Source organism: Dactylosporangium vinaceum, from assembly GCF_019904175.1.
Classification (GTDB): domain Bacteria; phylum Actinomycetota; class Actinomycetes; order Mycobacteriales; family Micromonosporaceae; genus Dactylosporangium; species Dactylosporangium vinaceum.
This window is the reverse complement of record NZ_CP061913.1, coordinates 6,049,371-6,073,987: the sequence shown is the minus strand read 5'-3', so window position 1 is coordinate 6,073,987 and position 24,617 is coordinate 6,049,371. Positions and strand designations below refer to the sequence as shown.

The following is a 24,617-nucleotide window of genomic DNA, read 5'->3' as shown; positions in this document are numbered from 1 at the left end:
GCTCGCTCATGCGTCCTAGGATGCTAGGTGAGGGGTCGACGACGGGCCGTCCCGCGGGTGACGGGCCACCACTGCCTCGAGGGTGCGGCGCACCGCCGTGGTCGGCGCCCTCAGTACCGGCCGAGCCAGGCCGTCGGCGCCATCACGATCTGCGGGTTGGCCGCCGGGTCCAGCCACCGCAGCACGCTGAGCAGGTCGCCCTGCGCCAGGCTGACGCAGCCCGCGGTGCTGTTGCCGCTGGCCACGTGCAGGAAGATGCCGCTGCCCCGGCCCGGCGCCGCGGGCATGTTGTAGCGGATGACGGCGAAGTAGTTGTACTGCGGGACGAACGTCCACAGGGCCTCGCTCGGCCCGCCCGGGTTCGGGCCGTGGACGAACGTGTTGTAGCCGGGCGTGTCGCTGTTCTCGTTCCACCAGTCGTCGGTCACGACCCGGTGGTACGCGTACCGGACGCCGGGGTCCGCGCTGATGCCGTACATCGTGGCGTCGATGGCGAACATCCCGGCCGGGGTCGTCATGTCGCCCTCGTGCTTGCTGTCGCTGAAGCCCTTCGCGCCGACCCGGGCGGCCATCGGGCCCAGGACCGGGGTCCAGGAGCCGCCGTCACGGGCGTAGGCCTGCAGCGTCGCCGACGTCGACGTCTGGGACCCGGACTGCACGATGATGACCTGCTTCGTGCTCGCCGGGAGGGTGCGCAGCCGCGCGGCGTCGTTGGTCGGCAGCGGCACCGGGGTCGTGCGCACCGGCTGGGCCGACCGGCCGGGGTTGGCCGCCGGCGGGGCGGTCGTCGTGGGCCCGGCCTTCTCCTGGACCGCCGGGCCGCTCGTGGTCACCGGGCGGGCGGCCACGGCCGACTTCACCGGCTCGCCGGACGAGGCGGTGCCCGGCGCGGCCGGGGCGGGCGTCGTGGGCGTCGCGACGCCCGAGGCAGGCGCGGCGGTGACACCGGCGTAGCCCTCGGTACCGCACCCCGCGAGCATCGTCACCAACAGCAACGGGATTGCTGCGAACCGCCATCGCGCGCGTCCTCGCTGGTCAACCGGCACGACCCATAGTATCGAACACATGGGCCGAGCGTTTCCGACAAATCCGGCAGTCCGTCGCCTCGCCACCGGGCTCGCGGCGGCCGGCCTGACCCTGCTCGCCACCGGGTGCGGCGCCACGCCGCAGGTGGCGCCGGTCCCGGCGGGCGTGTCGGGCTCGTCGGCGCCGCCCGTCGCCGGCCCTGCGGGTACCCCCGCAGCGTCTGGACCATCGATCCCGCAAGACTCGATCGAGGCGCTGCCGGCCGCGCTGCGCACCGCCATGACCGGGGTCTCCTGGCGGCCCGGGTGCCCGGTCGGGCTCGACGATCTCCGGCTCGTGCACGTGTCCTATGTGGACTTCGACGGGGCGCTGCGACCCGGGCAGCTCGTCGTGCACAAGGCGATCGCCGAGGCCACGCTGCGGGTCTTCCAGCGGCTGCGGGCGGCGCGGTTCCCCATCCGCGGCATGGCGCTCGTCGAGGAGTACGGCGGCAGCGACGACACGTCGATGGCGGCCGACAACACCTCGGCGTTCAACTGCCGCAATGTGCCGAACACGCAGCATCTGTCGAATCACGCCTACGGGCGGGCGATCGACGTCAACACCGTCGAGAACCCGTATCTGCCGGGCGGCCGGGTGATGCCACCGGCCGGATCGGCATTCCTCGACCGCGGCAACGTGCGCAAAGGCATGATCGTCGCCGGTGACCCGACCGTCCAGGCATTCCGGGCGGAGGGATTCTCCTGGGGCGGAGCCTGGAAAAACGGTACGGATTACCAGCATTTCGAGAAGGCGTGAATCCGATCCACGTCACATTGCGGCGCGGCATGATCACCGTCACCATACTGGCCGACATGGAATCCCGGGTTGGTGTGTTCCGGCTGCTGATCGCCGGAATGCTCGTGCTGATCGTCGGCGGTGTCGCGACCACGGCGTGGGGGCTGCGCCGGGCCGAGACGCGCGCCGAGCCCGGGCCCGGCCCCACCCCGGGCGCCGCGGCGCCCGGCCCGCCGTCCGCGTCGCCGGCCCCGCCGCCGTTCGCCGGCTGGTCCGACCCCGCCGGCGTCGGGCGGCCCTACGGCACGAAGGTCCAGGGCCTGCTGACGTTCCGCGGCAACCCGACCCGCACCTACTACGGCCAGGGCCCGGTCCCCCGCACCACGCCCGTGGCCCGGTGGCAGTTCCCGCGCAGCGGCGGGCTGTGCTCGATGTCGTCGGACAAGGGCGAGACCCGCGAGTGGTGCGGCACCGGCTGGACCGGCCAGCCCGCCGTCTTCGAGCGCGACGGCCGCACCTGGGTCGTGTTCGGCGCCTACGACCGCGCCATCCACTTCCTCGACGCCGCCACCGGCGAGCGCATCCTGCCCGACTTCAAGACCGGCGACATCATCAAGGGCAGCGTCACCGTCGACCCCGACGGGTTCCCGCTCGTCTACTCCGGCTCCCGCGACGGCTTCTACCGGGTCATCGCCACCGACCGGGCCGCGCCCACCGAACTGTGGAAACTGGCCGCGGACGCCGTCAAGCCGACCATGTGGAACGACGACTGGGACGGCTCCGGGCTCATCATCGACGACTACCTGCTCGAGGGCGGCGAGAACAGCCAGTTCCACATCGTGAAGCTCAACCGCGGCTACGGCGCCGACGGCAAGGTCACCGTCGCCCCGAAGCTCGTGTTCAACACCCCCGGCTGGGACGATCAGCTGCTCAATGACGCCGGCGACAGCAACGTGTCGATCGAGAACTCCGTGGCCGTCTTCCGGGACACGGTGTACTTCGCCAACTCCGGCGGCCTCGTGCAGGGCTGGGACCTGTCCGGGCTGCGCGACGGCAGGGCCCCGGTGCGGACGCTGCGGTTCTGGACCGGCGACGACACCGACGCGTCGATCGTCGTGGACGCCGACGGCTTCCTGTACGTCGGCTCGGAGTACGAGAAGGGCAACGCCCGCTCCCGCGACGTCGGGCAGATGCTGAAGCTCGACCCGTCGAAGCCCGACAATCCCGTGGTCTGGGCGGTGAAGGACACCGGCCAGAAGCCGGGCGGCGTCTGGGGGACGCCCGCGCTGTACCGCGACATCGCCGTCTACGACACCGCCGGCGGCGACGTGCTCGGCCTGGACCGGGCGAGCGGGGCCGTGCGCTGGCGCTTCCACCTGGCCGGTGGCGAGACCTGGCAGTCCCCGGTGATCGTCGACGATACGCTGTTCATGGGCGACTGCACCGGCGTGATGCACGCCTACGACGTGGCCGACACGCACGCCGAACCCCGGCCGCTGTGGGAGTACAAGATCGGCGGCTGTATCGAGGCGACACCGGCGGTCTGGAAGGGATCGCTGTACTTCGGCACCCGCGCCGGTGCCGTGCACGCCCTCGCCGCCGGGTAGGTGAGAATGTATTGCGCAATTGTTACGGGCCGCGACTTCTCACGGTGCGACGGCACGCCATACGTTGCCCGACACGATGTCGACACCCGAAAGGACCCGAGCAATGCGCAGAGGGATCCTCTCCCTGCTGGCGATCGGCGCCCTCGCAGCGAGCGGGACGGCGGCGTGCACCGCGAACGTGTCCGGCGCCGGAAGCCGCCCGCGCATCGGCGTCATCCTCCCCGACAGCAAGTCATCGGCCCGGTGGGAGACCGCCGACCGCAGGTATCTGGCCGCCGCGTTCAAGGCGGCCGGCGTCGACTACGAGATCCAGAACGCGCAGAACGACAAGAGCGCGTTCACGACCCTGGCCGAGCAGATGATCACCCAGGGCGTCGACGTGCTCATGATCGTGAACCTGGACTCCGGCACCGGCAAGGCCGTGCTGGACAAGGCCCGCAACGCCGGCGTCGCCACGATCGACTACGACCGGCTGACCCTTGGCGGGTCGGCGCGCTACTACGTGTCCTTCGACAACGCGGCCGTCGGCACCCTGCAGGGCCAGGGCCTGGTCAAGTGCCTCACCGACGCCAAGGCGACCCGGCCGGTCATCGCCGAGCTCAACGGCTCGCAGACCGACAACAACTCGACGCTGTTCAAGGAGGGCTACGACGGCGTCCTCGGGCCGAAGTTCACGTCCGGGGAGTACCAGAAGGGCCCCGACCAGTGGATCGAGGAGTGGGACAACACCCGGGCCGGGACCGCGTTCGAGCAGATGATGACCGCGCAGCCGGACATCGGCGGGGTCATCGCGGCCAACGACGGGCTGGCCAACGCGGCCATCAACGTGCTCAAGAAGCAGGGCCTCAACGGCCACATCCCGGTCACCGGGCAGGACGCCACCGCGCAGGGCCTGCAGAACATCCTCGCCGGCGACCAGTGCATGACCGTGTACAAGGACGTGCGCCGGGAGGCCGCCGCGGCCGCGAAGCTGGCCATCGCCCTGGCGAAAGGTGAGACGGGCGTCACCACGGCCAAGGTCTACGACCGGGTCGGCAAGCGCGACGTCGACGCGATCCTGCTCGACCCCAAGGCGATCACCAGGCAGAACGTCCGGGACGTCATCGACGACGGCTACGTGGCGGCGGATGAGGTGTGCACCGGCGAGTTCGCCGCGAAGTGCGCCGCAGCAGGTATCAAGTAGGGTACCGGCTTTCGAGGGAGTGTTGTGACCGAAAGACCCTTGCTGGAGATTCGGGGGCTCAGCAAGAGCTTCGGACCGGTCCAGGTGCTGCGCGACGTGGACTTCTCGGTGTACGCCGGGCAGGTCACCGCGCTCGTCGGCGACAACGGGGCCGGCAAGTCGACACTTGTCAAGTGCGTCGGCGGGATCTACTCGATCGACTCCGGGGAGTACCTCTTCGAGGGCCGGCCGGTCTCCGTGCACGGCCCCCGCGACGCCGCCGCGCTCGGCGTCGAGATCGTCTACCAGGACCTGGCGCTGTGCGACAACCTCGACATCGTCCAGAACATGTTCCTCGGCCGGGAGATCCGCCGCGGCCTCGTCCTGGACGACATCACCATGGAGCAGAAGGCGGCCGAGACCCTGGCCGGGCTGTCGGTGCGCACGGTGGCGTCGGTCCGCCACCCGGTCTCCAGCCTCTCCGGCGGGCAGCGCCAGACGGTCGCCATCGCCAAGGCCGTGCTGTGGAACAACCGCATCGTCATCCTCGACGAGCCCAACGCCGCCCTCGGCGTCGCCCAGACCGCCCAGGTCCTCGAGCTGGTCCGCCGCCTGGCCGACCGGGGCCTGGCCGTCGTGCTCATCTCGCACAACATGAACGACGTGTTCGCCGTCGCCGACCGCATCGCCGCGCTCTACCTCGGCCAGATGGCGGCCGAGGTCCGGGCCACCGACGTGACCCACTCGCAGGTCGTCGAGCTCATCACCACCGGCCGCAGCGGCCCGCTCGGACTGGGAGCGACCCTATGAGCCTCTCCATGCTGGAGGACCGCACCGCGCAGCGCCCCTCCGCCGGCCTCGGCCCGTACACCCGCGACTACCTGGCCCGGGTGCGCGGCGGCAACATGGGCGCGCTCCCGGCCGTCCTGGGCCTGCTCACGCTCGTGGTCGCGTTCTCGGTCGCCCGCCCGGAGTTCGTCACCGCCGGCAACCTGGCCAACCTGCTGCATCAGGGCGCCGCGGTCACCGTCATCGCGATGGGGCTCGTCTTCGTGCTGCTGCTGGGCGAGATCGACCTCTCGGCCGGGTTCGCCAGCGGCGTCTGCGCCTCGGTGCTGGCCGTCCTGCTGACCAACTACGGCTTCCCCTGGTACTTCGCCGTGCTCGGAGCGGTCGCGACGGGCGCGGCGATCGGGCTCGTCATCGGGTTGCTGGTGGCCAAGCTCGGCATCCCGTCGTTCGTCGTGACACTTGCCGCGTTCCTGGCGTTCCAGGGCGCGGTGCTGCTGCTCATGAAGGGCGGCACGATCGTCGCCGTCGACGACCCGGCGATCAAGAAGATCAACTTCGACGGGCGGTTCACGCCGCTGCAGGGCTGGGTCCTCTACGGCGTCACGATCGCCGCCATGCTCGCCCTGCACCTGTGGAAGCGCCACAGCCGCGTCCGCCACGGCCTGACCGCCGACCCCATCTCCGTCATCGCCCTGCGAGTCGTCACCGTCGCCGTCCTGCTCGGCGCGGCCGTGTGGACGCTCAACCTGGAGCGCTCCAAGAACGACGCCATCTCCCAGCGCGGCGTGCCCATGATCGTGGCGATCCTCGGGCTGCTGCTCTGGCTGTGCACGTTCGTGCTCAACCGCACCGCGTTCGGCCGCCACGTCTACGCCGTCGGCGGCAACCGGGAGGCGTCGCGGCGGGCCGGCATCCACGTCGACGCGATCCGCATCGCCGCGTTCGTCATCTGCTCCACCATGGCCGCCGTCGGCGGAATCGTCGCCGCGTCCCGGGACGCGTCGGTGAACCCCAACACCGGCGGCAGCAACGTGCTGCTCTACGCCGTCGGCGCGGCCGTCATCGGCGGGACCAGCCTGTTCGGCGGCAAGGGACGGGTGCTCAACGCGGTCCTCGGCGGCGCGGTCGTGGCCGTCATCGAGAACGGGATGGGCCTGATGGAGTACAGCCCCGGCACCAAGTACATCGTCACCGGCGTCGTGCTGCTGCTCGCCGCGGGCATCGACGCGCTCACCCGCCGCCGCGCGGCCCGCGTCGGGATATCGCTGCACTAGTCTGCTGGTTCCCACTGTTGTACCGCCGCTCGTAGTGTTGTGACCGCTCTCGTTCGACAGCTCTGTTTGACCTCGAAGAAAGCCGAGCATGCGCGTTGGCCCCAGCCAGGAGGAGATCCGGCGGAGCAACCTCGGAGCGCTCCTTCGCTCCGTGCACCTCCACGGCGCGATGTCGCGTGCCGATCTCACGACGAGCCTGGGCCTCAACCGCAGCACCATCGGCGCACTGACCGCCGACCTCGCCGGCGCCGGCCTGGTCTCCGAGGGCGTCCCCCGCGAGCAGCGCGGCCGGGCCGGGCGCCCCTCCCTCGTCGTGCGGCCGGAGTCGGAGAAGGTCTACGTGTACGCCTTCGCCGTCGAGGTCGACCGCATCGTCGCCGCCCGCGTCGGCCTGGGCGGCGTCCTGCTCGACCGCTTCGAGGCGGCCCGCCCCCGCGGCGAGCACGACGCCGCCACGGTCGTCGCCCCGATCGCCGACTTCGTGCGCAAGATGCAGCTCACCTCCCCGGCCGGCGCCCGCCTGATCGGCAGCGGCGCCGCCGTGTCGGCGATGGTCCGCCGCGACGACGGCTACGTGCGCCTCGGCCCCCAGCTCGGCTGGGCCGACCAGCCGCTCGGCGAGGCCCTGGGCGTGCTGGTGGGCGACGGCCGCCCGGTCGCCGTGCGCAACAACGCCGACCTGGCCGCCCTGGCCGAGCACACCCGCGGCGCCGCCGCCGGCTGCGACAACCTCGTCTACCTCTACGGCGACGCCGGCATCGGTGGCGGCATCATCGCCGCCGGCCGCCCGGTCACCGGCCACGGCGGCTACGGCGGCGAGGTCGGCCACATGGTCGTCAACCCCAACGGCAAGCCCTGCAGCTGCGGCTCCCACGGCTGCTGGGAGACCGAGATCGGCGAACACGCCCTCCTGGCCGCCGCCGGCCGCAACGCCACCGCCGGCCGCGAGGGCATCCTGGCCGTCGTCGACGCCGCCTCCCGCGGCGACAACACGGCGCAGGCCGCCATGCGCCAGGTCGGCGACTGGCTCGGCTTCGGCGTGGCCAACCTGGTGAACATCTTCAACCCGGAGATGGTCATCTTCGGCGGCACCCTGCGCGAGGTGTACCTGGCCTCGGCCGCCCAGGTCAGGTCCCGCCTGAACCGCAACGGCCTGCCCGCCTGCCGCGAGCACGTCCGCCTCCGGACGCCCCAGCTCGGGCAGGACGCCGCACTGATCGGCGCCGCCGAGCTGGCCTTCGAACCGCTCTTCGCCGACCCGCTGTTCGCGTGAGCTCCCGGGCCGGCCGGCGCGATATGTCGGGCGCTGCGGGAGACCGCCGCCGTCAGGCTCCGACCGGCGACGCTTCCTTGCGGCGGCGGGCCAGGGCGGTCAGCGACGCCACCGACAGGACGGCGGCGGCCGCGCCGGCCACCGTCCCCACCTGCGGTGCGGCGATGAGCAGCGGCAGGGTCCGGACCGCTACCGCGCTGCCCAGGGCCCGGGTCGACGCGCTCCAGGCCAGGACCGTCGTCACCGTGCCGGGCCGGGCCGCCTGAGCCAGCCGCGCGTCCATGCCACCCTCGAACGCCGTCATGCTCAACCCCGACAGGAACTGGGCCACGAACAGCCCGGCCACGTGCCCCGGCGCGAGCACCCAGCCGGCGAGCATCCCGACGCCCCACAGCGGCCACACCACCCCGGCCGGCAGCCGCAGCCGCCCGACCCGGTCCACCGCCCACGACGAGAGCAGGCAGCCCGCACTGAACGCGGCCGCCGCCCCGGCGACGGCGTGGTGCCCGTACAGCTCGGTGGCCAGCGCGACCGACAGCAGCGTCGGCCCGGCCGACAGCAGCATGATCCCGCCACCGGCCGCGAGGACCGGCAGCGCGACAGGCACACCCCGGGCCGCACCCTCGGCCCGGCGCCGCTCGACCCGGCTGGCGAACGTCCCCGGCACCGGCGGCGCCACGTTGCGCGCGGTCCGGGCCCGGCGGGCGGTGAGCATGTTCGGGACGAGGCTGAGCCCGTACACCAGGAACACCACGGTCAGCGTCGCCCCCTGCATCGGCAGCAGCGCGGCCGTCCCGGCGCCCAGCGCCTCCACGGCCGCGATCGACAGGGCGTAGCGGGTCATGGCCCGGGGCCGCGCGTCGACGGCGGCGACCTCGGCCCGCATCGCCGCGAACCCGGTGAACGCCGCGACGTGCATCAGCGTGACGCCGGCCGCGATGACGGTGGCGTCGACGCCCTTGAGCAGCGCAGCGAGGGTGCCGACGCGCAGGACCGCCTCGGTGCAGCCCGCGACCAGCAGCAGGGTGCGGCCGTGCAGGTGCCGGGCGAGGCGCCCGACCACCGGCGCCGACAGCACGACGCCGAGCAGCATCGCCGAGTTGAACAGCGCGGCCATGGCCAGGCCGCCGCGGTCGACGGCGACCAGGTTGAACAGGGTCCACCCCAGGTACAGGCCGAACGAGTCGACGACGCCGGAGACGAGCAGCTCGCGCAGCCGCCCGGCCCGCCGCCGCCCGCCGGTGCGGTCCGTGCGATGCCGCCAGTGCTGCGCCCCGACCGCGGCGGCCGCGGCCATCAGCGCCGGCCCGCCCGCGCCTCACCCGGCGGCCCGGCGGCCCGCAGCGGCGGCGCCGGCGGCAACACCGTGGCGACGCGAGACGCCGTAGCCGCGAGAGACGCCGTGCCGAGGTGAGACGGTGTACCGAGGTGAGACGGTGTATCGGCGGGCGACGGTGCAGCGGGCGAGGACGGCAGATGCGGCTGGGACGGGATGCGCTGGACGGTGGCGTTGGTGCCGGCCGGGCCGCCGACGAACACCGGCTCCGGCGGGGCGAACCCGTTGAAGTGGCTGGCGTAGCTCAGCGTGTAGGCGCCGGCGGACCCGATGTACAGCCGGTCGCCGACCTCGATCGTCGCCGGCAGGTTGACGCCGTAGAACATGGTGTCGGAGCTGTCGCACGACGGACCGGTGACGGTGAACGGCACGTGCGGCACAAGGGCGTGGTCGGTCCGCGACGTCCACAGCGGAAACCGCCACTGCTGCACCGTCTGCTGCGTCTCCATCATGCCGTTGTAGGCGCCCACGTCGACGTACAGCCAGTTCTCCCCGGCCCGCACCTCGCGCCCGAGGACGGTGGTGACCATGACCGCGCTCTCCGCCACCAGGTGCCGCCCGGGCTCCGCCGCGAGCAGCGCCGGCCGGTACGGCAGCAGCTCCTCGAGCGCCGCATTGATCGTGCCCGCGATCTGGTCGAGGGGCGGGACGCGCTCGACGTAGCGCGACGGGAAGCCACCCCCGAGATCCAGCATCCGCAGGTGTACCCCATCCTCCTGCAACGCCGCCATCAGCGCCCCGGCCGCGGCGATCGCCTGCCGCCAGGCGCTCGTCGTCGCGCACTGGGAGCCGACGTGGAACGTCACGCCGTACGGCTCCAGGCCGAGCTCGCGGGCCAGGAGCATCAGCGCCCGCGCCTCGTGGGCCTCGGCGCCGAACTTGCGCGAGAGCGGGAACAGGCTCGTCGAGTCGTCGACCCGCAGCCGGATGTACACGGCGGCGCCCGGCGCGTGCTGCGCCAGCTTGTACAGCTCCCCCTCGGAGTCGAAGCTGAACCGCCACAGCCCGGCCGCCCGCGCCGCCGCGATCGCGTGCGGCGCCTTGACGGGGTTGCTGTACAGCACCTCGGCCGGGTCCACCCCGATCTCCTGCAGCATCCGCAGCTCCCCGATCGACGCCACCTCGAAGCTCGACCCGAGCGCGGCGAGGGTGCCCAGGACGTCCTGCGCGGCGTTGCACTTCATCGCGTAGAACGGGCTGATGCCGGGAATCGCCGCGGTGAAGGCCGCGTAGCGGTCGGCGACCGTCGACAGGTCCACCGCCAGGAACGGCGTCTGCGCATCCAGCTCGGCAAGCGCCCGCGGCCCGAGCGCGGCGGGCCAGTGCCCGGGCAGGTCGAGGCGGGCCTGGTCGGCGAGGGCGGCCGTCATCGAAGCGGTCTCCTAAGCAGCTGGTGTCGCGGTCACCCACTAGCCTCGCCACCGCCGGGAGCACGGCGGTGGCCCACCCGGTTGCGACCCGGTGCCGATCCGCCGCGCGCGGTGAGCGGGCCGACGGGTCAGGCGGCGACCGCGGGCTTGTGCTCCTGCAGCAGCAGCCCCGCCTCCGCGGCCGGCAGCGGGCGGGAGAAGTAGTAGCCCTGGGCGAGGTCGCAGCCCATCCGGCGCAGCGCCAGGAACTGCGCGTACTGCTCGATGCCCTCGGCGACGGTGGCCATCCCCAGGCTCTGCCCGAGCTGCACGATCGTGCGGGCCAGCGCCGCGTCCGGGGTGGCGCCGCTGAGCCGCTCCACGAATGACCTGTCGATCTTCAGGGTGTCGACCGGGAAGCGGCGCAGGTACGCCAGCGACGAGTACCCGGTGCCGAAGTCGTCGATGGCCAGCCGTACCCCGATGTCCTTGAGCGACAGCAGCACCGCGAGGTTCTCCTCGGTGTCGGTCATCAGGACGCTCTCGGTCATCTCCAGGCACAGCCGCTGCGCGGGCAGCCCGGTCTCGGCCAGGACCGCGGCGACGATCCCGGGCAGGCCGGGCTGGTCGAACTGGCGGCCGGACACGTTGACCGCCATCGTCATCGCCCGCTCCGGGGCGCCCATCCCCCAGGCGACGGCCTGGCGGCAGGACTCCGCGAGCACCCACTGGCCGAGCGGCCGGATGAGACCGGTGGACTCGGCGAGCGGGATGAAGTCGACGGGGCTGATCATGCCGCGGACTGGGTGGCGCCAGCGGACGAGGGCCTCGAACCCGACGATCTGGCCGGTGCGCAGCTCGATCGTCGGCTGGTAGTGCATCTCGAGCTCGCCGCCGGTCTCCAGGGCGCGGCGCAGGTCGGCGGCGAGCTGGAGGCGCTCGACAAGCCCGGAGTGCATCTGCGGGTCGTAGCGGGCGAACTGCCCGGAGCCGGCCGACTTGGCGCGGTACATGGCGAGGTCCGCGTTGCGCATGAGCTGATCGGCGTCGCGGGCGTCCGGGCCGGTCAGGGCGATGCCGATGGAGCCCTGGACGTGGATCTCCTGGTTGTCGATGACGAACTGCTCGTCGAGCGCGGCGATGATCCGGGTGGCCAGGTCGTCGGCGTCGCCGGGGGCGCCGACGGCGTCGATGAGCACGGCGAACTCGTCGCCGCCGAAGCGGGCCACGGTGTCGCCGTCGCGGACGGCCTCGCCGAGGCGCATCGCGACCTGCATGAGCAGCACGTCGCCGGCGGCGTGGCCGAGGCTGTCGTTGACCTCCTTGAACCCGTCGAGGTCGAGGAACAGGATGGCGACGTCGGCGCGGCGGCGCAGGGCGACCTCGAGGCGGTCCTTGAACAGGGCCCGGTTGGCGAGCTTGGTCAGCCCGTCGTGGAACGCCTCGTGGACGAGCTGGTCCTCGAGCTCCTTGCGCTCGCTGATGTCACGGGAGTTGAGCACGATCCCGCGGACGCTGGGGTCCTCCAGGAGGTTGGTGAGCGTCACCTCGGCCAGGCAGCGGTGCCCGTCGGCGTGCAGCATCGGCAGCTCGACGACCCGCGTCGCGTAGGCGGTCCCGGTGATCGCCTCGACGGCCGCGGTGAGCGCCGGCACGGACTCGGCGAGGATGCGCTCCGTCAGTCTGAGCCCCGAGAAGTACGCCGGGTCGTAGCCGAACACCCGGGCGACGCTTTCGCTCTGGTACGTCACCACGCCCTGCGCGTCGATGACGGTGACAACGTCGGAGCTGTGCTGCACGAGCGCCTGGAACCGCTGCTCGCTCGCCCGCAGCTCGGTCGTGCGCGCCTCGACCCGCGCCTCGAGCCCGCGGGTCAGCGACCGGTTCTCCAGCAGCGTCAGCAGCTGCCGGCCGACGATGAGCAGGATGATCGCGGAGCGGCTCCAGGACACGAACATGTCGTGCGCCCCGTCGCGCAGCACCTCGAACGTGCTGGTCACCAGGGCACCGAGGACGGCCAGATACGGCAGCATCACCCCGAGGGGCTGCGCGAGATCGTGCACCTCCTGCTCGGCGTAGGCCCGCTCGGGCCGCCGCGCGGCGAGCAGGATCAGCGCGAAGCCGGTGAACCAGCCCAGGTCCAGGACGTTGCCCGACCCGTACGTGTCGAGCAGCGTCAGATACGCGTACCCGGAGTCGGACACGGTGAACGCCACCAGCCCGGCTCCGACCAGCGGCAGCGACAACGGCCGCCGCCCGCCGCGCCGCAGCCGCGCCACCATGAACAGCACGATCGTCAGCACGACGACGTCGCCGCCCGGGTACCACAGGGTGATCAGCAGCCCGAGCCGGCTGTCGGCTCCCTGCTGCACCAGCGGCCCGAGAATCAGCACCCAGGTGATCAGCAGCAGCGACACGGCGATCATGAGCCCGTCGAGGATGCTGCGGGCCTGCTGCGCGAGGCTCTGCCGCGACACCGGGAGCAGCAGCAGCCCGGCCGCGGTGAACGGCATCATCCAGAAGTACCCGGCGTCCGCGAGCGACGGGAACGGCACCGCCCGCCCGAGGACCGTCTCGTACCAGATGCAGAACGCCTGCCCGACGCCCCACGACAGCGACCCGGCCCCGACCAGCCCCCAGGCCCACCGCACCCGCCGCGCGGCCCGCTCCCGCCAGGCCCGCACGGCGCAAGCGGTGCCGGCCGTCACCGCGGCCAGGAACAGCGCGATGTTCGACACGTTCTGCCCGACCATCGCCCCACCGGCACCGCTGACGAAGACGACGCACAGCAGGGCCGTGACCGTGGCGGCGCCCGCGCACAGCAGCGCGTAACCGCGGGTGGGCGCGGCCGCCCGCAGCAGGCTGCCCGGCCAGCTCGCCATCGTCCCCCCGATCCTGTGGGCGCTCGTGCCCCCCTGATCGGGTCCCGGCCGGGCGAGCTGAGCGGCAAGCCCGGCAGGCAACCGTCCCGCACCCGGCCCATCCTTCCGCGCCCGCCTCCCCCGGCCCGCGAGCCGGCAGCCGTCACGACATCGCGCTCGGGTCACGGGAGCCGACTCGCACGACGGGAGTGCGCGCCAGTCCCGCGAGCCGGGCGGCGTGACCGGCCCCGCCGTCGTGGCCGGCGGCGGTTTGGGGCCTTCGCGACCGTCCGGGACGTCGCGGCGTGTCGGCCCGCTCCGGCCGCTCGGGCGCGGAATCGGCGTTCCGGTGATCTTCACTGAGGGTGATGGCTAGATTGCGAAGCGTGTTCGCATTCGTTTGTCGCGTGCAGGTCTGAGCACGCGAGTGCACTGAGACGGGGGATGGGATGCCAGCCCAATCGAGGTTGAAGCCGCGGCCCAAGCGGCGCCCGCGGGTCACGCGGCGCTCGGTGAAGGCCGGCCTGGCCGCACTGTCGGCGAGTGTCGTGGTCTTCGGCAGCGCGGCCGGCCCGGCGTTCGCGGCCATGGCCAACGGCAGCGGCAGCCCCGGCCCGGCCGGTCAGGCCGAACCCGCCGCCGGGAGCACCGCCCGGTCCGGCGCGAGCCCGAGCGCCGAGTCGACGGCCGACCCTGCCGCCGCGAAGGCGAAGACCGGCGGATGGGGGCGGCAGAACACCGAGGCCGACTCCAACGGCGGGTGGGGCGGGCACCGGGCCCACCCCTCGCATCCCGGGGCGAGCACGCAGCCCGGCGCGAGCCCGAGCCCCACTCACGCACCGGCGGACGCCACAGGCGCCCCGCCGAGCGGCCGCGCCGCCGACACCACCGGCGGTGCCGACGACAAGGCGGCCACCACCGGCGCCACGGCCGGCGCGCGCGGCGACGACCGCACCGGCGCCCGGCCGTCGCCGACCGGCAGCCACGCGCCGGCCGCCAGCCCGCCGCCCGCCACGGATGCCACCGCCGGGCACGGGCCGTACATGGACTACGTCCCCGACGACGACCCGTCGGCCGGGCCGGGCACCGGCCGCGACAGCACCGCAGCCGGCCGGGACGACGGCGCCGCCCGGATGCGCGCCTGGGCGCAGGCGCAGGGGCGCGCCGCCGCGAGCGGCCGGCCGTACGCGAACCCGGACACCGACGTCCTCGGCACCGACAAGCGCGGCGCCGGCCGCGACACCGACGCCCGCCGCGCCATCCCCAGCGTGATCGCGGGCCTCCTCGCCGCCACCGCGGGCGGCGCCCCCGGCCCGGCCGGCGACGGCACCGGCACGGCGGCGGCCACGACTGACACCGACGGCGACGGCGGCGCCGCCGGCGCGGACGCGCTCGTCCCGGGCGTGTCCGCCCCTTCGGCGGCGGCGACGGCCGAGGCGATCCCCGAGGCCCCGTCAAACGTGTCGGCCCAGGCGCTCTCCTCCGGCATCCGGGTCTCCTGGACGCACTCCGGCACGAACGTCGACCACTACGCGGCCATGGCGCAGGAATCCGGTGGCGGCACCGCCGGGATCTGCCTCGGCGGGGACGCGTCGACCACCACCTGTGACATCGTCAACGGCCTGACCATGGGCACGGCCTACACGGTGAAGGTCGTCGCCTACGGCAGCGCTGACGACAGCGAGCCGTCCCCGGCCGCGACCTCCGGCACGGTCGTGCCCGGGCCGCCGGCCGCGCCGAGCGCCGTGCACGCGACCGGGCAGACGGCGACGTCGCTGCTGGTGTCGTGGACGGCACCGAGCACGCCCAGCAGCGGCATCGCCCACTACGTGGTGGTGTCCGACCAGGACCCGTCGAAGGGCTGCACCACGACCGACGCGACGACGCTGCACTGCGTGGCCGGGTCGCTCGATCCGGCCACGGCCTACAGCTTCACCGTCCAGGCGGTCGGCAACGGTCAGGCCGGCGACTCGAGCCCGAGCGGCTCCTCGGACCCGGTGACGCCGGGTGCGCCGGACGCGCCGACCGGGGTCATGGCGGTCCCGGCCGGGCCGAACACGCTGCGGGTCAGCTGGACGGCGCCGGCCGCGGCGCGGGGCGGGATCGCGCAGTACGTCGTCAAGTCCGTCGAGGACCCGAACAAGATGTGCGACACGTCCGACGGCGGCAGCACCTACTGCGAGATCGACCACCTCGTCGCCGGCGGCACCGGGTACACCTTCCGGGTCCAGGCCAAGGGCATGAACAGCAGCGGCGACTCGGCCTGGTCGGCGGCGTCGTCCCCGGCGGTCGTGTCCGGGCCGCCGGACGCGCCCACCGGTGTCGCGGTCACGCCCGACGACGGCGCGCTCATGGTGCACTGGACGGCACCGGTGAACCATGGTGCCGGCATCGACGGCTACCTGGTGTGGACGGCCGAGGACCACGCGCTGACGTGCGGGCCGGTCGCGGCCACCGAGGATCACTGCACGATCACCGGGCTGACCAACGGCACCGCCTACACGGTGCAGGTCCAGGCGCAGGGCACCGGCAACTCCGGCGACTCGACCTGGGCCGCCGCCGCGGCGGCGACACCGAGCAAGGCGCCGGCGACCCCGGCCGCGGTGATGGCGACGGCCCGGACCGAGGCGATCTGGGTCGGCTGGACGGCCGGTGACCCGGGCTCGGGCGTGGCGAAGTTCCGGGCGACGGCGACCGCGCTCGAGGAGACGAAGACGTGCGAGGCGGCGGCGGCCGAGGCCGGCTGCGCCATCCTGGGGCTGACCGCGGGGACGCAGTACACCGTCGCGGTCCAGGCCCTCGGCAAGTACGGCCGCGACTCGGCCTGGTCGCAGACGGCCACGGCGACGCCGATGGCGCTGACGATCCCGGCCGACGTGCCGCCGAGCGCCGGGCACGTCGACAGCTCCAGCGGCACCGACGTGGCGCCGGGCGAGCAGATCACCCTCAGCGGCACCGGCTACGCCCCGCACACGACGATCACCGTGGCGATCTACTCGGCGCCGACGACGCTGACCACGACGACGACCGACGGCAGCGGCGCGTTCAGCATCGCGGTGACGGTCCCGGCCGGGTTCACGGGCCCGCACACGCTCGTGGCGTCGGGTGTCGACGGCAACGGCACGCCGCGGTACCTCACCCTGGGCGTCGACGTCGCCACCGCCCACGCGGTCCAGCCCCCGGCGGCGGCCCCGGTCGGCGACCACGGCGTCACGACCGGCGGGGTCAGCGCCAGTGGTGAGATGTCCGGTTCGCTCGCGGTGACCGGCGACCCGATCAGCAGCATCGCGCTGCTCGGCCTGTGCCTGCTGCTGGCCGGCTTCGCGTTCACGACCCTCGCCCGGCTGCGGTTCCACGCCGCCGGATCGGACGAAACGGCGTCAGGACCGGCGTAGGCCCACCCGCCGCGCCGTCCGAAGCGCGAACGACGTCCAGGAGCACAGGTCCTGGAACCGGAAAAGACCGGGGGCGCCCGCAGCGGGCGCCCCCGTTCAGCTTCCCGCTTCGGCGTGGAATCGTTCGACGATGTCGGCTCGGATGCGGCCGCGGTCGGAGACCTCGAGCCCCTTGCCCTGCGCCCACTCACGGATCGCCCGGTTCTGCTCCCGCTCCGCGCGGGCCGACAGGACGGGGCGGGTCCGGCCGCCGCGGGCCGGCGGGGTCGACGCCGGGGTGCGGCCGAGCTTGGACGCGGCACCGACGAAGGGCGCGAGGACGTCGCGCAGTTCGGCGGCGTTCTTCGCCGACAGATCGATGGTGTACTGCACGCCGTCGAGGCCGAAGCTGAGGCTCTCGTCGGCGAGGCCGCCGTCGAGGTCGTCGATCAGCTCATGGATCACGCGTCTGGCCATGGCAGTGCTGCCCTCCGATAGCAATACGGGGAGTGAAGTTCCGCGGCCCACGGACCGCCGTCAGACGTGGTGAAATCGGTCAGACGGGCAGTGAGAGGCACGGAACGGTCGTCGCAGCCTACTGCAACGCTCACGGAAGGCAACGGGCGACCCGGCCGCCGGGGGGCCTCACGGCAGCCACGCCCGGCAATGGCGCAGGCACGCTACGCACACGGTTTCCGCAGCGTACGGCCACAGGTCCGGGCCTGGAACCCACAGTGGCCGCCATCCACAGAACGTGACGACGGCCACAAATATGGGGGCAACCGCCGGCGATCAGCCGGTGCGCTTGGCCCGGGCCCGCTGCGCCTCCCGGCGCTCGACGAACCGGGTGGCCTGCGCGTCGAGGTCGGTCATGAACGCGACGAGCTCCTCGCGGGCCTTGTCGCCCTCGCCGGTCACCGGCCGGTCGAGGGCCTTGACCTGGCGCAGCACCGGCGTGAGGACGTCGTCGTGGTGCAGCCGCAGGTCGTAGATGCCGGCCTTGGCGATCTGGACCGACTTGCGGCCGAAGTTCTCGATCGTGTGCCCGGGCATCTGGAACGAGGTCGCGACCCGGGTCACGGCCTGCATGGTCTGGTTCGGGGCCAGGTCGAACATGGCGTTGAGCAGGTTGCGGTAGAAGATCATGTGGAGGTTCTCGTCGGCCGCGACCCGCGCGAGGAGCTGCTCGCAGACCGGGTCGCCGGACATCGCGCCGGTGTTGCGGTGCGAGACGCGGGTCGCCAGCTCCTGGAACGAGACATAGGCGACGGACTCGATGAGCCCCTCGTAGGCGTTGGCGAAGCCGCCCTCCATGTGCGTCATCCGGGCCCGCTCCAGCTCGACCGGGTCGACGGCCCGGGTCGCCAGGAGGTAGTCGCGGATGGCGATGCCGTGGCGGCCCTCCTCGGCGGTCCACCGGTGCACCCACGTCCCCCACGCGCCGTCGCGGCCCATGACCGTGGCGATCTCGTGGTGGTAGCTGGGCAGGTTGTCCTCGGTGAGCAGGTTGACGACGAGGGAGATCCGGGCGACCTCGGACAGCTTCGACTGCCCGGGCTCCCACGGCTCGCCACCGAGGACGCCGTCGAAGGTCCGGCCCTCGCTCCACGGCACGTATTCGTGGGGGAACCACTCCTTGGCCGTGGCCAGGTGCCGGTTGAGGTTGGTCTCGACGACGGGTTCGAGCTCGCGCAGCAGCACGAGCAGATCGGTCGGTTCGACCGTGGTCACTGGGCCTCCGCTTCAAGTACTTCCGGTTCGGGTGCGGTGCCGCCGAGATGCGCCGGCAGCCACCACAGATCATCGGGGCCGGCGGGCTTCTGGGGGTACCCCCGCTGCACTTCTACCAGCATGGTCTTCATCCGGCTCCGCAACTCTGCGGACACGGTGTCCCCGTTGTCCTTGCGCGTGGGGTGCAGTGGCTCACCCATGCGGATGGTGATCGCGACACCGCGCTGAGTGAGGTCACGGGGGCGGCCCTTCGTCCAGAAGCGCTGCGTGCCCCACAGCACCATCGGTACCAGCGGCGTCCCGGTCGCCGCGGCGAGCCGGACCGCGCCGCTCTTGAAGTCCTTGATCGTAAACGACTGGTCGATCGTCGCCTCCGGGAAGACCCCGACCACCTCGCCGGCCTTCAGCGCCGCGAGGGCCGCCTTGTACGACGCCATGCCCGCGTCGCGGTCGACCGGGATGTGGTGCATGCCGCGCATCAGCGGTCCGCCGATGCGGTTGCGGAAGATCGACTCTTTGGCCATGAACCGAACGAGGCGCCGGGACTGCCGGGCGCCGAGGCCGCAGAAGATGAAGTCAAGGTACGAGATGTGGTTGCAGGCGATGACGGCTCCCCCGCTCGCCGGCACGTGCTCCTCGCCCAAAATCGTGATCTTCATGTTCAGCGCGCGGAACATGGTCTTCGCGAATGCGATGACCGGCGGGTACACGAGATCTGCCATGTCCCAACGCTAGCGGTCGCCGCGGGCGTTCACCCGGTACCCTGCCCCAAGACCATCCGACTTCCAGGGAGTGCACAGTGCAGGACGAGGTGCTGGACCCGACCCCGGCCGCCCCGCGATCCGGGGCCGGACCCGAGGCCGAGGCCGCCCCGGACGTCGAGGTCGAGGTCGTGCTCGTCGAGGAGCCGCGCTTCGGCCGGCCCGGCCCGCCGATGCGCCGCTCCCCGCTGATCATCGGCTTCCTCGCCGGACTGGGCCTGCTGCTGGCCTACACCGCCTACCAGGCCGTGCAGAACGTCTACTCGATCCTCCTGCTGATCTTCATCGCGGCGTTCCTGGCGATCGGCCTGAACCCCGCGGTGGTACGCCTGACGAAGTGGGGCCTGCCCCGCGGGCTCGCGGTCGCCGCCGTCGGTGTCGGCGCGATGCTCGTGCTGTGCGGCGGCATCGTCGCGCTCATCCCGCCGCTGGTCCAGCAGAGCAACGAGCTGATCGTCAACCTCCCCCATTACATCGACAATCTGCAGCGCAACGATCAGCTGAACAAGCTCAACGACGACTACAAACTGCTCGATCAGCTCAAGAACGTCGCCACCGCCGCCAACGTCACGAAGGCCCTCGGCGGCGTCTGGGGCGGGGTGCAGGTCGCGTTCTCGGCCATCTTCAACATCGTGACGGTCATCATTCTCACGCTGTACTTCATGGCCGCCTTCGAGCGCCTGAAGGCCGGCGGATACAAGCTCGTGCCCGCCTCCCGCCGCGAACGGGTGCGGCTGCTCGGCGACGAGATCCTGTCGAAGGTCGGCGCCTACCTCGGCGGCGCGCTGGCGATCGCCGTCATCGCCGGCCTGTCCTCGTTCGTGTTCCTGCTGATCCTGGGCATCGCGTACCCGTACGCCCTGGCCGTCCTCGTCGCCATCACCGACCTCATCCCGCAGATCGGCGCGACCCTCGGCGCGGTCGTCGTATCGATCGTCGGCTTCGCGACCTCGATTCAGGCCGGCATCGCCTGCGTCATCTTCTTCGTCATCTACCAGCAGGTCGAGAATTACCTCATCTACCCGACGGTGATGCGCCGCGCGGTGAAGGTCTCCGACCTCGCCGCCATCATTTCCGTCCTCGTCGGCGTCGCACTCATGGGTGTTGTCGGCGCACTCATCGCCATTCCCGTCATCGCCGCGATTCAGCTCATCTTCCGCGAAGTCGTCCTGCCCCGGCAGGACGCCCGCTGATATTCGGCGCGAATACCAGTACACTTCGGGCCATGCACGACGAGCCGGCCCGCGGACAGGTGGCCTACCTGGCCCGACCGCACCGCCCCGCGCTCGTCGCCCGCACCCTCGACGAGCTGCGCGGCCCGGTCCGCGGGGTCGTCGAGCTGCCGCAGCGGCTGATGTGGAACCCGCAGCGCGCCTTCGACCTCGACAACCACGACCTGCTGCTGTGGATGTACGAGAACGTGCTGCGCGAGGCGATCCGCGCCGACGAGCTGCGCCGGTTCCTCAACAAGAAGATCCTGGTCCGGGTCTGGCCGGAGCTGAACCTGCCGCACGGCGTGCGCCGCGCGTGGGAGGCCCGCCACCCGGCCCTGCGATGATCGATTTCTACACCGACGTCGCCCGGGTCGCGCTGACCGTCGCCGACAAGCACGGCTTCGTCCTCGGCGGCGGCTTCGCCTGGCTGATGAACGGGCTCGTCGAGCGCCCGACCGAGGACGTCGACCTGTTCACCGACACGGACGGTGCGGCCGGCGCGGCCGCCGACGCGGTCTGCGCGGCCCTGCGCGAGGCCGGGTACACCGTCCACGAAGAGGAGGCCGACGACCTCCTGGAGCTCTTCGCCGGCTTCGACCAGCGGGAGTTCACCGTCGCCGGCGGCGCCCAGACGGTCCGCCTGAGCCTGTCACGGCTCGACCGCCGGCACAGCCCGGTCATGATGGACGTCGGCCCGGTCATGCACCTCGAGGACCTCATCGCCACGAAGGTCGCGGCGCTTGTCAACCGGCGCGAGGTCCGCGACTACATCGATGTCGCGGCGGCGATGGAGCGCTACTCCGTCGGGGAGCTGCTCGAGCTGGCCCGCCGCCAGGACCCGGCGCTGGAGTTCGCCGACGTGATCGCGGCCGGGCGCTACCTGGACCGCCTCGACGACGGCCGGTTTGCCTTCTACGGCCTGGACGCCGAGCGGATCGCCGCCCTGCGCGGCCGCCTGCGCGACTGGCCGCGCTGACGCGGGCCCGGCGCTACTGGGCCGCGGCGCTGGCCATGACGTGCGCGAACCCGCGCAGCGTGCGGTCGACCTGCTTCGTCGCGGCCTGACCGGTGGTGTGCAGATACGCCGACCCGGTCACCTCGAGCCGCTCCCGGCCGTTGGCGCCGAGGACGCGGGTGACCAGGACCTTGCCCACCCCGTCGACCTGCATGACGGCCGGGGTGGCGCGGTGCTCACCGAGGTTGCAGCGGTGACCGCGGGCGCACCAGGCGGGGTGGTTGTACGGGCCCATCAATACCGTCCTCCAACTGATGACAATCACGCTGACACCATCGACGTTAGGCGCCACTACCAGCGGAAACTACGGTTTGTGACGTGCACTACCGCAGCGTCACCGGTCCGGGTGAAGGATCCTCGTGACTCCCGTCACCCCACCGCGTTCTCGTGCCGCCACTGCCCTATAAGGCCCCGGAAGTGGGCGATGAACCGCTCGTGCTCGGCCGCCGGATAGGTGCTGCGCACGGTGCTGACCAGCAGGTCGTCGAAGTCCGCGGACGCCACCCACTCCGCGACGAGCTCCGGCACGTGCGCCAGGCTGCTCGCGCAGAACTCGCGGTACCGGTCCGTGTCGAAGTATTCGTCGGCGAGGGTGCGGTACCCCCGCAGCTTGTCCTGGTATGTGGCTTCGGAGTCGCCGATCGCGAAGTAGCGGGCCGTGTCCATGTCCAGCCGCGACGGGCGGTCCGTCACCACGCAGAAGACGCTCCAGCGCAGCAACGCCGTCATCGCCCACGGGAAGTAGTAGTGCAGGCTCGTCACGGCCACGTCCGGGCACGCGTTGGCGTAGTCGATCGGATACACCACACCGTCGCGGACCAGGCACTCGCACGAGTTGAACTCCCACCGGAAGAACGCGTTCACCAGCCGCGAGATGGTCACGACCTCCTCGCCGACGTCGTCGCTGAGGAACCCGTGCGCGACCTCGTACCGTTCGTGCATCGGCAGCGACGGCCGGAACTTCATCACCATCGTCTCCGGCCCGACCGACAGCGACCGGGTGAACACGTCGTAGTCCTCGACCGACTGCTGCAGGTGCATCAGCCGCTCACCCGACTGGTCGTAGGCCGCGTGCAGCTGGGCACTGTCCGCGATCCGCGACACTCCGACCCACGCGCCGCCGTCGTACGGCTTCATGAACAGCGGATACCCGAGCCGCTCGGCGACCGCGTCGAGATCGAAGCCCCGGTTGTACCGCTGCGCCGTATACGCCCACTTCGCATGGTCGACCGGGTTCTTGTACGGCACCAGGACCGTCTCCGGCACGTGCAGCCCGAGGCGCATCATCGCGCAGTACGCCGCGTGCTTCTCCATCGACTGGAACGTGAACGGGCTGTTGAGCAGGTACACGTCGTCCATCAGCGCGATCTTCTTGAGCCACTCGCGGGGGTGGTAGTACCAGTACGCGAGCCGGTCGATGACCAGCTGATGGTCGGGCCGGTCGCGCAGCCCGAACGGCTCGATCGTCACCCGCTCCGTGCGCAGCCGGTGCCGGCTGCCGTCGGCCGCGGTGACCGTGCCGAGTCGTTCGACGAGCGTCTCGAACGCCCGCGGCCAGTCCTGTTCGGTGCCCAGCAGCAGCCCGACGAGGTGCTCATGGGGTGTGGCTCCGGTCATCTGATACCTCCCGCAGCAGGCGGTGCAGGTGGGGCTCGAGCGCGTCGCACCAGGAGGTCATCGAGTGACCGCCCGGCACCTCGAGCAGCGGCACGCCGAGCCGGCCCGCCATCGCCCGGTTGTTGAGCAGGTTCTCCTCGTCCCGCCCGCACGTCAAGACCACCCGGGCCGGCACCGGCCGGGCCCGGCGGACGAACGCGAGGATGCGGCGGAAGTACGGGAACCCGGACTCCTGCGGGTCGAGCGCGGCGGTGAAGAAGCTGCCGGACTGCAGGAACAGCCCGGCGAACCGGCCCGGATACCGGGTCTCGGCGTGCAGCAGGGCCAGCGCACCGAGGCTCGCCCCGAGACCGACCACGGGCCCCGGCGGCAGCTGCGGCAGGACGTCCTCGACAAGGGCCTTGGCGTAGGCGGGGTTGGCGGAGTACCAGTCGTTGCGCGGCCCCGGGGTGAGCAGCGCGACGTACGTGTCGGGGAAGTGCTCGGTCAGGCGGCCGACCCGCTCGTACTCGGGCCCGTCGTGCACGAGCAGGACCAGCCCGCTCGCCGGCACCGCCGAGGGCGGCACACCGCGTGTCTCGATCGTCACACGGGTGTCACGGGCCACCTACGCACCATATGGCAGATGATCGTTCGGCGCAGGGCTCACCGGCGCCGGCGGCGCCTCCGGCATCACGAGCCACAGCATCGGGTAGGCCAGGACGGCCACGCCGCCGGTCAGCAGGATCGCGAGGAGGAACACGGCCCGCACCATCGTCGGGTCGGCCCCCAGATATTCGGCGAGCCCGCCCAGCACACCGGCGACCGTGCGGTCGGTGCGGGAGCGGCGAAGGCGCTTGATGTCGTTCATACCTGCCAGGTTGCCCGCCGAAGTCCCCCGACGACCTCGGGTGACGCCCCGAATCACCCCTGAGACCTCTACCCTGACCGGCATGACTGCCCCGGATCCAGCAGACCGGCCCGACCCCGCGGTGGGCGAGCTCGTCGACCTCGAACGCGCCTCCGTCACCGTCGCCCGCTTCGCCGACTACGCCGGCGCCCAGCAGGCCGTGGACTACCTCTCCGACAACGGCTTCCCGGTCGAGAAGACCGCGATCATCGGCACCGACCTGCGCCTGGTCGAGAACGTGCTGGGCCGCCTCACCGTCGGCCGGGCGGCACTGGCCGGCGTGGCCAGCGGCGCCTGGTTCGGCCTGTTCATCGGCATCCTGTTCACCCTGTTCAGCGACGCGAACTGGGTGGGCGTCCTGCTCAGCACGGTCCTCATCGGCGCGCTCTGGGGCGCGATCTTCGGCGCCGCCGGCCACGCCCTCACCGGCGGCCGCCGCGACTTCTCCTCGCGCAGCTCCCTGCAGGCCGGCCAGTATGCGGTCACCGTCGAGGCCGACGCCGCCGAGGAGGCCCGCGTCCTCATCACCCGCCAGACCTGGCGCGCCGCGAACACCTGA

22 protein-coding genes are annotated in these 24,617 nt (G+C 72.2%); 11 read left to right on the top strand and 11 right to left on the bottom strand.

Going from position 1 to position 24,617, the window contains the following annotated elements; translation table 11 throughout:
• Window positions 1–110: 110 nt before the first annotated feature.
• Entirely contained in the window at window positions 111–980 is an 870-nt protein-coding gene (locus tag Dvina_RS27345; protein ID WP_246656593.1) for a L,D-transpeptidase family protein, read from the bottom strand.
• An 85-nt stretch (window positions 981–1,065) separates the two neighbouring features.
• Between Dvina_RS27345 and Dvina_RS27340 the strand changes: the two genes are divergently transcribed.
• The 6 genes from Dvina_RS27340 to Dvina_RS27315 all read left to right on the top strand — a co-directional run bounded on the left by Dvina_RS27340 (window position 1,066) and on the right by Dvina_RS27315 (window position 7,911).
• Window positions 1,066–1,824 (top strand): M15 family metallopeptidase, encoded by a 759-nt coding sequence (locus Dvina_RS27340; protein WP_223092198.1) that lies wholly within the window; start codon window positions 1,066–1,068, stop codon window positions 1,822–1,824.
• Between the two features lie 56 nt (window positions 1,825–1,880).
• Window positions 1,881–3,410, top strand: coding sequence for an outer membrane protein assembly factor BamB family protein (locus Dvina_RS27335; RefSeq protein WP_223092197.1), 1,530 nt, complete (start codon window positions 1,881–1,883; stop codon window positions 3,408–3,410).
• A gap of 103 nt (window positions 3,411–3,513) precedes the next feature.
• Window positions 3,514–4,593: a sugar ABC transporter substrate-binding protein gene (locus tag Dvina_RS27330; protein WP_223092196.1), complete on the top strand. Its 1,080-nt coding sequence runs from the start codon at window positions 3,514–3,516 to the stop codon at window positions 4,591–4,593.
• Window positions 4,594–4,617: 24 nt separating this feature from the next.
• Window positions 4,618–5,382: an ATP-binding cassette domain-containing protein gene (locus Dvina_RS27325; RefSeq protein ID WP_223092195.1), complete on the top strand. Its 765-nt coding sequence runs from the start codon at window positions 4,618–4,620 to the stop codon at window positions 5,380–5,382.
• Window positions 5,379–6,638 (top strand): sugar ABC transporter permease, encoded by a 1,260-nt coding sequence (locus Dvina_RS27320; RefSeq protein WP_223092194.1) that lies wholly within the window; start codon window positions 5,379–5,381, stop codon window positions 6,636–6,638. The genes Dvina_RS27325 and Dvina_RS27320 overlap by 4 nt, the downstream gene beginning before the upstream one ends.
• Before the next feature lie 88 nt (window positions 6,639–6,726).
• On the top strand, window positions 6,727–7,911 hold the full coding sequence (locus Dvina_RS27315) for an ROK family protein (RefSeq protein WP_223092193.1): 1,185 nt from the start codon (window positions 6,727–6,729) through the stop codon (window positions 7,909–7,911).
• 52 nt (window positions 7,912–7,963) lie between these two features.
• Here the strand turns inward: Dvina_RS27315 and Dvina_RS27310 are convergent, their stop codons facing one another.
• From Dvina_RS27310 to Dvina_RS27300, 3 genes are all read right to left on the bottom strand, one after another.
• Window positions 7,964–9,208: an MFS transporter gene (locus Dvina_RS27310; protein WP_246655351.1), complete on the bottom strand. Its 1,245-nt coding sequence runs from the start codon at window positions 9,206–9,208 to the stop codon at window positions 7,964–7,966.
• On the bottom strand, window positions 9,208–10,617 hold the full coding sequence (locus Dvina_RS27305; protein WP_223092192.1) for a type III PLP-dependent enzyme: 1,410 nt from the start codon (window positions 10,615–10,617) through the stop codon (window positions 9,208–9,210). The genes Dvina_RS27310 and Dvina_RS27305 overlap by 1 nt, the downstream gene beginning before the upstream one ends.
• A 128-nt stretch (window positions 10,618–10,745) precedes the next feature.
• The gene (locus Dvina_RS27300; protein WP_223092191.1) at window positions 10,746–13,478 is read right to left on the bottom strand and encodes a putative bifunctional diguanylate cyclase/phosphodiesterase; all 2,733 of its coding nucleotides are present in this window, start codon (window positions 13,476–13,478) and stop codon (window positions 10,746–10,748) included.
• A gap of 491 nt (window positions 13,479–13,969) precedes the next feature.
• Between Dvina_RS27300 and Dvina_RS27295 the strand changes: the two genes are divergently transcribed.
• A complete protein-coding gene (locus tag Dvina_RS27295) occupies window positions 13,970–16,852 on the top strand; it encodes a fibronectin type III domain-containing protein (RefSeq protein WP_223092190.1) in 2,883 nt (960 codons plus the stop codon).
• A gap of 96 nt (window positions 16,853–16,948) precedes the next feature.
• Here Dvina_RS27295 and Dvina_RS27290 read toward each other — a convergent pair whose 3' ends face one another.
• The 3 genes from Dvina_RS27290 to Dvina_RS27280 all read right to left on the bottom strand — a co-directional run bounded on the left by Dvina_RS27290 (window position 16,949) and on the right by Dvina_RS27280 (window position 19,284).
• A complete protein-coding gene (locus Dvina_RS27290) occupies window positions 16,949–17,308 on the bottom strand; it encodes a histone-like nucleoid-structuring protein Lsr2 (protein ID WP_223092189.1) in 360 nt (119 codons plus the stop codon).
• A gap of 315 nt (window positions 17,309–17,623) precedes the next feature.
• Window positions 17,624–18,562 carry an acyl-ACP desaturase gene (locus tag Dvina_RS27285; protein WP_246655350.1) on the bottom strand — a complete coding sequence of 313 codons (939 nt, stop codon included), beginning with the start codon at window positions 18,560–18,562 and terminating at the stop codon, window positions 17,624–17,626.
• Window positions 18,559–19,284: a lysophospholipid acyltransferase family protein gene (locus Dvina_RS27280; protein WP_223092188.1), complete on the bottom strand. Its 726-nt coding sequence runs from the start codon at window positions 19,282–19,284 to the stop codon at window positions 18,559–18,561. The genes Dvina_RS27285 and Dvina_RS27280 overlap by 4 nt, the downstream gene beginning before the upstream one ends.
• On the opposite strand from Dvina_RS27280, the gene Dvina_RS27275 reads away from it, so the two are divergent.
• Genes Dvina_RS27275 through Dvina_RS27265 form a run of 3 tightly spaced genes read left to right on the top strand, consistent with a single transcriptional unit; the run spans window position 19,278 to window position 21,513 of the window.
• Window positions 19,278–20,516, top strand: a complete 1,239-nt coding sequence (locus tag Dvina_RS27275) for an AI-2E family transporter (RefSeq protein WP_380029646.1) — start codon at window positions 19,278–19,280, stop codon at window positions 20,514–20,516. The two genes, Dvina_RS27280 and Dvina_RS27275, sit on opposite strands and share 7 nt — an antisense overlap.
• Window positions 20,517–20,548: 32 nt before the next feature.
• Window positions 20,549–20,881, top strand: a complete 333-nt coding sequence (locus Dvina_RS27270) for a hypothetical protein (protein WP_223092187.1) — start codon at window positions 20,549–20,551, stop codon at window positions 20,879–20,881.
• Window positions 20,878–21,513 (top strand): nucleotidyl transferase AbiEii/AbiGii toxin family protein, encoded by a 636-nt coding sequence (locus Dvina_RS27265; protein ID WP_223092186.1) that lies wholly within the window; start codon window positions 20,878–20,880, stop codon window positions 21,511–21,513. The genes Dvina_RS27270 and Dvina_RS27265 overlap by 4 nt, the downstream gene beginning before the upstream one ends.
• 13 nt (window positions 21,514–21,526) lie before the next feature.
• On the opposite strand, the gene Dvina_RS27260 is transcribed toward Dvina_RS27265, so the two are convergent.
• From Dvina_RS27260 to Dvina_RS27245, 4 genes are all read right to left on the bottom strand, one after another.
• Window positions 21,527–21,817: a hypothetical protein gene (locus Dvina_RS27260; RefSeq protein WP_223092185.1), complete on the bottom strand. Its 291-nt coding sequence runs from the start codon at window positions 21,815–21,817 to the stop codon at window positions 21,527–21,529.
• A gap of 104 nt (window positions 21,818–21,921) precedes the next feature.
• Window positions 21,922–23,169: an ATP-grasp domain-containing protein gene (locus Dvina_RS27255; RefSeq protein WP_223092184.1), complete on the bottom strand. Its 1,248-nt coding sequence runs from the start codon at window positions 23,167–23,169 to the stop codon at window positions 21,922–21,924.
• A complete protein-coding gene (locus tag Dvina_RS27250) occupies window positions 23,147–23,776 on the bottom strand; it encodes an alpha/beta hydrolase (RefSeq protein WP_246655348.1) in 630 nt (209 codons plus the stop codon). Before Dvina_RS27250 ends, Dvina_RS27255 begins: the two co-directional genes overlap by 23 nt.
• Entirely contained in the window at window positions 23,777–24,019 is a 243-nt protein-coding gene (locus Dvina_RS27245) for a PspC domain-containing protein (protein WP_223092183.1), read from the bottom strand. It lies immediately after the preceding gene.
• An 82-nt stretch (window positions 24,020–24,101) separates the two neighbouring features.
• Between Dvina_RS27245 and Dvina_RS27240 the strand changes: the two genes are divergently transcribed.
• On the top strand, window positions 24,102–24,617 hold the full coding sequence (locus tag Dvina_RS27240; RefSeq protein ID WP_223092182.1) for a YflT domain-containing protein: 516 nt from the start codon (window positions 24,102–24,104) through the stop codon (window positions 24,615–24,617).